Annotated in this window: 9 protein-coding genes; 2 read left to right on the top strand and 7 right to left on the bottom strand. The window is 54.4% G+C overall.

Translation table 11 applies throughout. The features are described from left to right. The first annotated feature begins 11 nt into the window (after positions 1–11). On the top strand, positions 12–359 hold the full coding sequence (locus ADH66_RS00140; RefSeq protein ID WP_066537252.1) for a histidine triad nucleotide-binding protein: 348 nt from the start codon (positions 12–14) through the stop codon (positions 357–359). Between the two features lie 449 nt (positions 360–808). Beyond that, entirely contained in the window at positions 809–4468 is a 3660-nt protein-coding gene (locus ADH66_RS00135; protein ID WP_066537254.1) for an S-layer homology domain-containing protein, read from the top strand. Between the two features lie 95 nt (positions 4469–4563). Here the strand turns inward: ADH66_RS00135 and ADH66_RS00130 are convergent, their stop codons facing one another. The 7 genes from ADH66_RS00130 to ADH66_RS00105 all read right to left on the bottom strand — a co-directional run bounded on the left by ADH66_RS00130 (position 4564) and on the right by ADH66_RS00105 (position 11593). Further along, entirely contained in the window at positions 4564–4875 is a 312-nt protein-coding gene (locus ADH66_RS00130) for a hypothetical protein (protein WP_066537257.1), read from the bottom strand. A 147-nt stretch (positions 4876–5022) separates the two neighbouring features. Beyond that, positions 5023–5730 (bottom strand): L-ribulose-5-phosphate 4-epimerase, encoded by a 708-nt coding sequence (gene araD / locus ADH66_RS00125; protein WP_066537261.1) that lies wholly within the window; start codon positions 5728–5730, stop codon positions 5023–5025. Between the two features lie 14 nt (positions 5731–5744). After that, positions 5745–7787, bottom strand: a complete 2043-nt coding sequence (locus tag ADH66_RS00120; RefSeq protein WP_066537264.1) for a glycoside hydrolase family 127 protein — start codon at positions 7785–7787, stop codon at positions 5745–5747. Between the two features lie 24 nt (positions 7788–7811). After that, a complete protein-coding gene (locus ADH66_RS20735) occupies positions 7812–8069 on the bottom strand; it encodes a DUF6171 family protein (RefSeq protein ID WP_084384341.1) in 258 nt (85 codons plus the stop codon). Beyond that, on the bottom strand, positions 8066–9544 hold the full coding sequence (locus ADH66_RS00110; protein WP_066537266.1) for an alpha-N-arabinofuranosidase: 1479 nt from the start codon (positions 9542–9544) through the stop codon (positions 8066–8068). The genes ADH66_RS20735 and ADH66_RS00110 overlap by 4 nt, the downstream gene beginning before the upstream one ends. Before the next feature lie 106 nt (positions 9545–9650). After that, the gene (locus ADH66_RS19725; protein ID WP_157130622.1) at positions 9651–9818 is read right to left on the bottom strand and encodes a hypothetical protein; all 168 of its coding nucleotides are present in this window, start codon (positions 9816–9818) and stop codon (positions 9651–9653) included. 32 nt (positions 9819–9850) lie between these two features. After that, a complete protein-coding gene (locus ADH66_RS00105) occupies positions 9851–11593 on the bottom strand; it encodes a glycoside hydrolase family 35 protein (RefSeq protein WP_066537269.1) in 1743 nt (580 codons plus the stop codon). Positions 11594–11639 lie beyond the last annotated feature (46 nt).

Here is an 11639-nt window from a genome sequence, read left to right as displayed (position 1 = left end):
AGCGCAAAATTATGGCTGACTGCATTTTCTGTAAGATAGCGGCGGGGGAGATACCCTCCACCAAGGTGTACGAGGACGAGACCGTCCTCGCCTTCCGGGACCTGGACCCCCAGGCGCCCACCCATGTGCTGATAATCCCCAAGGAGCATATTGCCAGCGCGGCGGATATCACGCCGGAGAACAGCGCTGTTGTGGCGCATATCTTTGAGGTAGCGGCGAAGCTCTCGGTGGAGCTGGGCCTTGATAAAGGCTTTCGTATCGTGAACAACTGCGGCGAGGACGGTATGCAGAGCGTCCAGCACCTGCACTTCCATATGCTGGGCGGCAAAAAGATGGGCTGGCCGCCGTATGCGGAGTAGAAATGGCTCTAGGCCAACATGGAGATAAGATTTAACTGAAAAAGGGCTGGAGAGGCTTACGCTTCTCCAGCCTTTCATTTTATTGGTTATGGAAAAACGCCGGTTTGTACAACTATTTTAGTATATAAATAACTTCCACTCGCCGGCAAAAAAGAGCCGGACGAGAATCTAAAATTCAGGAGGGTCGAAGCCCATGAGCGAAAGCGGATTTCCCGAAAGGCTGCCCGCCTCGCCCCTGGCCGTGCCTATAGCGGCGGCGGCGGCAGGAGGCGCGGCCCTCCTGATATGTTAGAGCTGGAGGTGATGGAGCGACCGCAGGAGCAGGTGAGTTCTGCGGGCAAACACATAGGGGACAAATACCTGACAGCCGGGCGCCGTGTCTGTCAGGCGGGTAATAATGTCCCCCGAGAAGAAACGCGGCGCACAAAAATATTAAGGAGGCAAAACAAATGGCAAAAAAATTTTTGTCAGCACTGCTGGCCGTTCTCATGGTCATCTCCATGGTGCCAATGGCTGCCATGGCAGAGGGCGAAAGGGCTGAGAAAGTGCCTACACTGGCCGTCGGTGCAAACGATAGCAACACCGATGCGGTAGAGGCTATTAAAAAAGCAGTTGGCGCATCCAGCGTGACGCTTGGGGGTGACCAGGGGAATATCCTCTGGTTCGCCATGACGGGACTGGGCGCTGACAACTACTCCCTGTCCGTTAAGAGTGCAAGCGGCGCTGAGCTCTTAGGGGATAAGTACGTAGGCTATGATAAGGAAACAAGAAACTTTAAACCCACTGGTGAAAAGTATCTGATTTATGTTTCCCTGAACAACAAAGCAGCTGGCGGCGAGGGGCAGCAGGTAAACGAAGATGCCCTGGCAGACGGCGCATATACCGTTACCCTGACTAACCAGGACACCGGCAGGGTTGTTGCTACCGAGACCATTACTCTGGCGAGTACGGAGAGCGGCGCAAAGTGGAATGGTAAGCAGACGACAAATGCTGGCGGCATCGAATTCAAGGTGGCAAGCCAAGGACACTTCGAGAAAGGCCTGTCGGACCTCCAGACCGGCACCCCCACGTTCAATGTGACCTCCGCAGGGAATAACAAGTGGAACGTAGAGGTTGGCGGTGCTTCCGTGAAGTATGTTTCTGACTATAGAAAATTTAACGAGACTCTTCTTCAGGAACAGCACGGCTACTACCTGGGCATATCCATCCCGAAGGCTGTGAACGGAAACATCGTGTCTAAGATGACACTTCCCTGTCTCGATGAGAACGGCAAGCCTGATACTAAGGATCTAACGGCCGGCGTTTTCACCGAGTACAATGACTCTTACTGTGACCTTATATTCCGTCTGGGCGAGACCGCAGAGGAGGCCAAGGCCGCTTCCAAGGCCATTAAACTCACCTATGGCGGCATTGCCGAGCAGACCTACACCTTTGACTTCTCCGGGCTGACTTTCCCCGACGAGAACGTTAAGGCAGAGGCCTTTACAGGAAACCTGGAGGGCCTGAACAAAAATACAAGCGCGATTCAGTCAAACATCGTGGCTGAGACCGATGCGGATACCAAGACTATCACCGTTACCGGCACCGCTTATGAGGTGAAAGATTGGACTGAGTTCCACGGAAGCGATGAGGAGCAGCAGAACGGCCATTTCGTCGCCCTCAAGGTTTCCAACCCCGCCAAGGTGGCTATGCAGCTGTATAGCCCCACAGAGAAGGGCACCGATCGTGAGTGGAAGGTAATTGATGACGGTATAATCCTCACTCGCCTGGACAACCTGAAGGAGGACGGTTATAAGGGCAAGATCAAGGTCGGCGCAAACGAGGAGGGCGGTACCGAATGGACTATCGACTACTCCGGCGTTGATATGCTCGAGGCAACTACCGATTTGCAGGTGGATGCTTTCGACGGCCTTATAAACCTTACTGGCAACACTAAGAAGGGTTCTGACCTTCAGTCCGACATCACTTTCTCCCGGAAAAAGGCTAACAACGTGACCACTATCTCCTTTAGGGGCAACAGCAACTATATCCCCAAGTGGGAACAGTTCAGCAGCAATCCTGACGAGCAGGAGGGCAACTACATTGCTCTGAAGCTGACTGCCGACGGCAGAATCAAGGTTGGCGAAAAGCCTATGACCGCCGACGGACAGCTGGTAGTTATGCTGCGCGAGAGCAATGACTTTAAGGTCAACGTGACCGTTACGTACACCCCCGAAGGGGGCAGCGAGACAACAGACAGGTATGTCCTTGATTTCTCCGCAGTGAAGCGTCTGCCCGCAGAGATTAAGGGTGTTGAGCTTGCTGACGATAATGCGTTAACCGGCCTTATGCCGCCTGCCTATAAGGACGGAAAGATTGTTCTGTCCGGCATGGTAGAGCCAAAGGACTCCAATGAGAACCTGTTTAACGATGGCAAAATAAAGATTGACCTGGGCGGAAAGAAGAAGGACGTAACCATCAGGTTCATAAAGAATGGCGACAAGCTGGAGGCTGTTGCTGATCCTGCTGAGATTGCCGGGAACACCCTGGAGTTCGACACCAGTATGCTGTTCATCAAGAGCGCCAATGCTACTGATGATGCGACAGCTGCCGCCCCCGTGCCCTCTGTTTCCGAGACTATACCCGAGGAGCAGAAGGAGGCTGCCGAGGAGGTTTCCAAGGCCCTGGCCAACAACAAAACTGAGATAGAGAAGGCCATCCTCCAGAAGTACGCCTATGAGGTGTCCAACAACTCCGCTGCCAAGGAGACCCTGGTCGCCGACGCCGCGAAGATCGTTGCTGAGAACGCTGATAAGGTGCCTGAGAGTCTGAAGGTGAATATTGAAGCGGCTGTAGAAGACGGCCTTGATGGAGTATCCACCATTGTACAGACCTATGCGAAGATCGATGTTGTCAGCGTAGAGACCTCAGAGGACGGCACCACAAGCTTTGAGATCTCCATCACACCCATGGCCCGCACTGTCGTGTCCACTGTGGCCGATCCCAGCAAGGTACAGCTTTTTGATCCCAATGCAACTGAGGCCAACGCGAACAGAAGGGCCAACGCTATCGTCGTCAAGGACGAGGAAGTGAAGATCGGCGAGTCCACCAAGGTTACACTGGCTCTGCCCGACGCCTACAAGGCCGCGACTGCTTTCATTAAGCACGTTAAGGACAGCGGAGAAGCGTATGTCTACGAGGGCAAGATTACTGGCGCTAGCCCCAGGATACTGGAGTTCACCAGCGAGCATGGCTTCAGCAGCTTCACAATTTCCGCTGAGAAGCCTGTCCTCGACCCGAGCAGCGACGCTACTCTGAGCGAGGTCAAGGTGGGCGAGTACGAAGTCACCAAGGTTGACAACGCCTACACCGTCAAGGTGCCCGAGGGCACAGACGTTACCAAGCTGCCCCTGACCCTGACCGCTACGGACAGCAAGATCAAGGGCATCACCGTCAACGGCACAGCCTATACCGAGGGTATGGAGGTCGACCTGACCACAGCCGCCACCATCGTGGTGACCGCTGAGGACGGCTCCACCGCTACCTACACCCTGACCGCAGATGACGGCACCGTAGCTCCTCCCAAGCCCTGGGAGAACCCCTTCACCGACGTGAAGGAGGGCGCGTGGTACTATAACGCCGTGAAGTACGCCAACGAGAACGGCCTGATGGATGGCACCTCCGCTGACAAGTTCAGCCCCCGCGTCAACCTGACCCGTGCTCAGTTTGCTCAGATTCTGTATAACGCAGAGGGCAACCCCGACGTGACCTGGACCGATAAGTTCAGCGACGTGAAGGAGGGTGCCTGGTACGCCAACGCGGTTATCTGGGCCGCCGAGAACAACGTCCTCGCCGGTTACGCCAACGGCACCGCCCGTCCCAACAGCATAGTTACACGCGAGGATCTTGTGAGCCTGCTGTGGCGCTACGCGGGCAAGCCCGCTCCCACCGGCACTACTCTGGACTTCTCCGACGCGAGCAAGGTCAGCAGCTATGCTAAGGACGCCCTGCTCTGGGCCGTTGAGAACAAGATCATAAGCGGCAGAGCTAATGGTGAACTTGACCCCAAGGGCAATGCTCAGAGGGCCGAAGCCGCTCAGATGCTGATGCAGTATTTCAGCAATAAATAAGGTTTCAACTCACCTAAATTTTATGATTACCCCATAAAGGCGAAGGGGGCGGAGTTTTCCGCCCTCTTTGCTGTTGGTTTCTTTAAAGGTTCTCTTTATAGCAGCGCGTATTCCACCGGGGTTATCTTTTCGATATCTCCGCTGCTGTCCTCCTCCAGCAGGTTCAGCTCTGTAAAACCGAAGATTTCAGGTTTGCCGGACTTTGCCTCGGACTGCTTCAGCGGCACATAATAAATTACCCGGTTAAGCGATATGTGCCCGTCGCTAAAAACATCCTCGTTATAGGAATGGGCCCCGACAATTTCCTCCTCCCGTTTGGGTATGGCGTCTGATCTGGCGTGGTCGCTGAACCATGACAGGTAGTGCTGGTAAACCCATGTAAATGTACAGCCGTTCAAATTATTCATATTTTTCCCTCCTTAAGGACATTATAACACATAATATTAAAGTAAATAATCTTGACCGGAATTAAACTATCTTTTTATAAAAAATATTTTAAAAACAAAAAAGCGCCAGGAAATCCTCTTCCTGGCGCTTTTTAAGCATTTTGTGTATTATTGCTGACCATAGTAAGCATTTGCCCCATGTTTGCGGAGATAATGCTTATCCAAAAGCTCTTGCTGCATCCGGCCGGAGGCTGGCTGTCCTAACGTAGACTCAAGAACCATGGCGTGCCAGTCCATAAAGGCCACCTCCTCCATGACCACAGCGTTGTGCACGGCTTCCATTGGAGTGCCGCCCCAAGCGAAGGGGCCGTGGCTGTGTACAAGCACTCCGGGAATACTCATCGGGTCGATGCCATTAAAGGTCTCGATTATCACATTCCCCGTTTCCAACTCATACTCTCCGCCTATCTCATCTGCCGTCATCCGGCGCGTGCAGGGTATATCTCCGTAGAAATAGTCCCCATGGGTCGTGCCCAGGGCAGGGATAGGCCTTCCCGCCTGGGCAAAGGTGGTCGCCCAGCGGCTATGGGTGTGAACTATCCCGCCAAGTCCCGGGAAAGCCCTGTACAGGGCTAGATGCGTGTCCGTATCGCTGGAGGGCTTCCATTTTCCCTCTACCCGCTTCCCGGTTTTCAGCTCGACTACCACCATATCATCGGCTGTCATGCCCTCATACTCCACCCCGGAGGGCTTTATAACCATCAGCCCCTTCTCACGGTCGATGCCGGACACATTGCCCCAGGTGAAGGTTACAAGTTCATGCTTTGGCAGCATCAGATTTGCCTGGCATACTGAGATTTTCAATTCCTCTAACATAACTACCTCCTGATTTATATCCGCACCCAGACAGACATTTCGCCTTCTCCCCGATTGGCCCAGGCATAATATGGGATAAACTTCAAGCAAGCCTGAGACTCCTGCGGCGTGGCATATTCCGCATAAAGGGGCGCGTTCTCCTCGGGCTGCTCCCGGCGGAACCCCTCAAGCTCCAGCGAGGTCATTTTCTGTCCACAAATTTCAATTTGGCTTATGGCGGCCTTGTTTACCGCACCGGGGTCCAGGCGCAGGAGATGGAGATTTTCTCCGTTATCGGCCTGCTCCATGCAGTAGCAGATAGGCCCCCTGGTGACAGCCACCCGGCCCATATCCTCCCTGACTCTTGGATTTGCCGCGTTCAGTCGCACCTCCATAGGGAGGCTGAGCTCTACCCGATCGCCGTCCCTCCAGATGCCGGTAAAATACACGTATCCCTCCTTCTCTACGCGCTCCATGCCCTCCGGCCCGGTAACGGCCGGTGCTCTGCACCAGCCCGGCAGGCGGAAAGCCAGGGTGCACTTGGCCGGAGCGTCCGTATGCACGGTCATAGCCGCGCGGCCCTCCCAGGGAATGGAGCTCTCAAGGATAAGCCGAAGCTTTATGCCCTCCACCTCCTTTGTTATCTCACTTCCCATATAAAGGTGGGTAAACAGAGTCTCCTCCCGCTCAGTAAACGCATAGGCAGCGGCAGAGCTGACAATCCTCGCAATATTGGGCGGACAGCAGGCGCAGCCGAACCACTTTTGCCGCACCGTCTTCACATGCTCCAGCCGCGTATCCTCCTTGCAGGCGGCAGGGGATACCTCCAGAGGGTTCACATAGAAAAAGCTTTTGCCGTCCAGAGCCATCCCGGCCACGACCGTATTATACATGCTGAGCTCCATCACGTCGGCATATTCTGAACTTGGAGATATCTCCAGCATACGGCGGGCAAAAAAGGCCAGGGAGATGGCCGCGCAGGTCTCGGAATAGGCGGTGTCGTTCGGCAGGTCATAGGGGTAGGAAAAGGCCTCGCCCACTGCCGTTCCGCCAATACCGCCGGTAATATAGAGCTTCTTTTTGACAATATTATCCCAAAGTCTCTTGCAGGCGGCAAGCAGCTCTTTATCTCCCGTCAGCCTGGACATGTCCGCCATGCCGGAGTAGAGATATCCGGCGCGTACCGCATGGCCGACAGCCTCCTCCTGCTCCCGCACAGGCTTATGGGCCTGATAATAGGCATAGTGTGAGGAGTCGTCCTTCGGTACAGGTCTGCCCTCTTTCTGAGCCCGGCGTTTTTCTTCCTCTAGAAAATAGTTCGGCGAGGTCCCCCGCTGGTCCAGAAAGAACCTGCTGAGGTCCAGATATTTCTCCTGGCCGGTGGCTTCATACAGCCGCACCAGGGCCATCTCCGCTATCTCATGTCCCGGATAGCCCTTGCATTTTCCCTCCTCCGGCCCGAAGCACTGGCAGACATAGTCGGCATACCGGCAGGCCGCCCGCAAAAGCTTGTCCTTGCCTGTGGCCTGATAGTAGGCTACTGCGCTCTCTATCAGGTGCCCCAGGCAGTATAGCTCATGATGGTCCTTTAGGTTTGTGAAAGCCCCGTCCATACCGTTCAAAATATAGTAGGTATCGAGATATCCGCTTTCCTGCTGGGCCGCACAGATGATCTCTATAGCTCCGTCTACAGTGCCCTCAAGCTCCGGGTCCGGGTGGTTTGAAAGGGAGTAGGCCGCCGCTTCTACCCATTTGTAAAAGTCAGAATCCTGGAACACAAAGCCATAGAACTTGTCCGCCTCCGGGTGCTCCTTATCCTCCGGCAGAGTCTGAAAGCCCCGGAAGGTATATCCGGGCTCGGTAAACCCCGGCTGAGTTTTGCGCTCCATAAGCCGGGCGGCGGCCCGGAAATTGTGCATACAGAAGCTGGGCTCGGCCCCGGGTACGCGGTCATTCAAGGCCTCCCACTGGTAAGGGAGGACCTCCCGGCGGACGGTCTCCTGCACGGCGCCCCAGAAGGGGTCGGTGATCTTGACCTGGCGGATATCAATGGGTGTGCTAGCTTCCTTTTTGTTCATAGTAGACCTCGCTTTCATAATGTATTATTCCTCCTGCCCCCAGCGTCCCATTGGGCAGGCCAGCCGTCTCTTAGCGGCACGCACCTCGGCGAAGCATCCGCACTGGGCGCACATACCGTTATGCAGATCCCCACATGCCCTGCAAATTTTCAACCGCCTAGCATACTCGTCAGAGCTGCTCCTCTGTTCCCCGGGGAGACTCGCTATATACCGATAGATAGATTTAAAATACTCGCCGTCAAGCTCTCGTAAAAGACAGCGCTTACAAGAAGGGCTGTTCATCTTACTGTAAATGCCGCAACAGAACAGGCGGGCAGGACAGCCTTAAATCCACCATCAGTAATTTCAGCAGCAAGGTGGGAGGGCCTGACGGTCTCCTCCGCCCCAAAGTCATTGTAAGCTCCACAGGGGCCCGTCAGTACCCGGCCCTCTACACTTGCGGCTCTGCCAATGCCAGTAAGGGCGCAGTCCAGCTCCGCGCTGTCTGTGTCGCTGAGGTTGGCTATGGTCACCAGCACCCCCTCTTTACCCTCGCTGGCGGAGATGTGAAGGTTCGGCACCTGGTCCTCCCCCTCGCCGGTAAGGGTGGTCTCCACATAGCTCTCCAGTTGTCTGGCGTCCTGATGGCCCTTATACATCTCAAACACATGGTAAGTGGGGGTCAGCAGCAGCTTCTCCCCTTCCGTCAGTATAACGGCCTGGAGCACGTTTACAGTCTGGGCGATATTGGCCATTACCACCGTATCACAATGGTTGTTGAAGATGTTGAGATTGACAGCCGACACTAAAGCGTCCCGCATGGTGTTCTGCTGGTACAGAAAGCCGGGGTTGGTTCCAGGCTCCACATCGAACCAGGTGCCCCACTCGTCAACGCATAGGCCTATCTTTCTATCTCCTTGATATTGCTTTATAATACGGCTATGATTCTCCACCAGCTCCTCCATATAGAAGGTCTTGCGGAGAGTGGAGTAATACTCGCTGCGCGGGAACCCGGTGGCCGGTCCCTTATCGGTCCAGTCCCCTGTGCGGGGAAGGGTGTAGTAGTGCAGGCTCACCGCATCTATAAAGCGTCCGGCCCTCTCCATTATCACCTTTGTCCAGTTATAGTCCCCCTCGCTGGCGCCAGAGGCTATCTTATAGATGGGGTGTTCAGTGTCATAGTTGCGCAGGTAAGTGGAATACTGGCGACAGAGGTCAGCATAGAACTCCGGGCGCATATTGCCCCCGCAGCCCCAGGCTTCGTTGCCTATGCCCCAATACTTCACGTTCCAGGGCCCCTCCTGGCCGTTGCTCCTGCGCTCCTCCGCCATGGGGGACTGCCCGCCCATATTACAGTATTCCACCCAGTCTGAGAACTCCTGCACCGTGCCGCTGCCCACGTTGCCGGATATGTAGGGCTCGCATTCCAGCTGGCGGCAGAGCTCCAAAAACTCATGGGTGCCGAAGGAGTTGTCCTCGGTGACCCCGCCCCAGTTGGTGTTCACTATCTTCTTACGGCTCTCCTTTGGGCCGATACCGTCACGCCAGTGGTAGGTATCCGCAAAGCAGCCGCCCGGCCAGCGCAGCACCGGGATACCCATCTTTTTCAAGGCTGCCACAACGTCGGTGCGCATACCATTGAGATTGGGAATGCTGGAAGCTTCACCGACATATATGCCGTTATAGATACAGCGGCCCAGATGCTCGGCGAAGTGGCCATAGATATTTCTGTTGATATGCCCCTTTGATCGATTTGCGTTTACTATTGCTTTTGCCATATATAATTACCTCCTTTTTGTAATTTTATTGTACCGCAATTCGGGGAAAAGTCAACAGGAAAAACGGTCCCGCTCATAAAAAGCGGGACCGTCTGTAATATTTATATCAGTGAAAAATATTAAGCGCAATACCTGCTATCAGCAGGGCCTCCGCAAAACCCACCATAACCATCAGCACTAGTATAATACTGCGCAGGATACCTAATCCGGGCGGCTGGGGCTGGGGGGTAAATACCGGGGCCTCGAATTCAAAAACCTCAACTTCCGTATTCATACTAACCCATTTCCTTATCCAAAAATGACTTCTTAGCCGATATCCGGCTCATTCCGTAGTGCTATAGACGCACCGGCCCGGCCCTCGGTCTCGAATAATATTATCTCGTTGCTTCCGTCCTTGAGAAGCGGGCCCGGAAGGTAAAGCCGCTTTTGGGGGCCGATATCCCAGAAACGCCCCAGGTTCACGCCGTTTACAAAGACAACGCCCTTGCCCCAGCCCGCAAAATCGAGGAAGGTATCGCCTGTTTCAGCGGCCTCAAAGGTGAAGCGGTAGAAAGCCGGCAGCCCCTCCTGATAGTCCTTGGAAAAGTCAAGCTTATCCAGGTTGTCCAGAGGCAGAGGATACTGCCTCCAGCCATTATGCCAATGGCCATTGAGCCAGACCCCGCCGCTAATTCCCTTTCGCTGTTCCTCAAGCCGAAGGGCAAAGTTCACCCGGCCAAGATTTTCCACCAGGATATCCATATCCGCACCGCGGTCAAAGCTTACGTCCAGCTCCCGCTCCTCCAAAAGCTCCTTGTCCATAAGGGTTACCACAGGCTTTTTGTCCACAAACACCTGGGCGCGATCGTTTGCGCCGCGCAGCTGTAAACGGCGCAAATGCTCCTCAGTGCGCAAATCAGTGTGATAGAGGATATAGCCATAGCTCTGTCCCAGCTTTTCCATGGGCTGGGGGAAGGTGTTCTCTATAGGCGCGCTCAGCTCCTCCAGCACGGAAAACAGGCTTACCTTCTCCTGCACAGGCAGCACACCATAATCGATACGCTTTATATCTGTGGTAAGTTCTATCTTCGGTATTTCCCGATACTTCCCGATAATTTTTTTAAAGCGCCGGTATTTCTCGGTGATCTGACCGTCCTCGGTAAGTATGGCGTCGTAGTCGTAAGAGGTCACATCCGGGGTCAGGCCTTCGTAATAATTCGCGCCGTTCATAAAGCCAAAGTTAGTGCCGCCCTCGAACATATAAAAGTTCACATTGCCCAGCTCCAGCATCTTATCGAGCTCTCCTTCGGCCATTTCCAAGTCGCCGATCATATGCTTCTCATTGCCCCAGGCGTCAAACCAGCCTATCCAGAACTCCATACACATCAGTGGGGAATTTGGCCGGAACTTTGAAAGATACCCAAAGGCCTCCTCTACCCGGGAGCCAAAATTTGCTGTGGCAAGTACACCGTCTATGGTGCCGCCATGAAGCATATCATGAGTGGGACCGTCGGAGGTGCATAGGGGCACTGTAATGCCAAGCTCCCGCATAAGGTCCCTCAGCCACTCGAGATATTTCTTGTCATTGGCGTAGGAACCGTACTCGTTTTCTATCTGCATCATTATCACCGGGCCGCCCTGGTCTATTTGCAGGGGTCGAAGCTTTGCCATAAGCACCTCATAATACTCCCGCACATGCTTGAGATATGGCGGGTAGTACACCCTAAAACGCATACCGTCTTCTGAAAGCAGCCAGGGGGGCAGCCCGCCTAGCTCCCACTCAGCGCAGATATACGGCGAGGGACGCAGTATCACGTAAAGCCCCAGCTCCCCCGCAAGCTTTACAAACCGCTCCACGTCCAGCATACCGTCAAAGCGGAACCGGCCCTTCTCTGGCTCGTGCATATTCCAGGCTATGTAAGTCTCCACGGTATTGCAGCCCAGAGCCTTCAGCTTCTCCAGCCGATCGCGCCAGTATTCGGGCACCACGCGGAAGTAGTGTATGGACCCGGAAATAATTTTGAACGGTTCGTCGTCCATATAAAAGCGGTCTCTCACTTCAAATTTCATGGCTGTCCTCCTTATATTTATTACTCTCATTATAGCGCCGCCAAGA

Origin of the sequence: Acutalibacter muris, from assembly GCF_002201475.1 — a bacterium.
GTDB lineage: Bacteria > Bacillota > Clostridia > Oscillospirales > Acutalibacteraceae > Acutalibacter > Acutalibacter muris.
This window is presented reverse-complemented; position numbering and strand designations above follow the sequence as displayed.

Coding starts and splice junctions, on each gene's coding strand:
- ADH66_RS00130 (WP_066537257.1), bottom strand. CDS start 4,875: ATGAATAATTTGAACGGCTGTACATTTACATGGGTTTACCAGCACTAC.
- ADH66_RS00110 (WP_066537266.1), bottom strand. CDS start 9,544: ATGGCAAAAGCAATAGTAAACGCAAATCGATCAAAGGGGCATATCAAC.
- ADH66_RS00105 (WP_066537269.1), bottom strand. CDS start 11,593: ATGAAATTTGAAGTGAGAGACCGCTTTTATATGGACGACGAACCGTTC.
- ADH66_RS20735 (WP_084384341.1), bottom strand. CDS start 8,069: ATGAACAGCCCTTCTTGTAAGCGCTGTCTTTTACGAGAGCTTGACGGC.
- ADH66_RS00140 (WP_066537252.1), top strand. CDS start 12: ATGGCTGACTGCATTTTCTGTAAGATAGCGGCGGGGGAGATACCCTCC.
- ADH66_RS00120 (WP_066537264.1), bottom strand. CDS start 7,787: ATGAACAAAAAGGAAGCTAGCACACCCATTGATATCCGCCAGGTCAAG.
- ADH66_RS19725 (WP_157130622.1), bottom strand. CDS start 9,818: ATGAATACGGAAGTTGAGGTTTTTGAATTCGAGGCCCCGGTATTTACC.
- araD (WP_066537261.1), bottom strand. CDS start 5,730: ATGTTAGAGGAATTGAAAATCTCAGTATGCCAGGCAAATCTGATGCTG.
- ADH66_RS00135 (WP_066537254.1), top strand. CDS start 809: ATGGCAAAAAAATTTTTGTCAGCACTGCTGGCCGTTCTCATGGTCATC.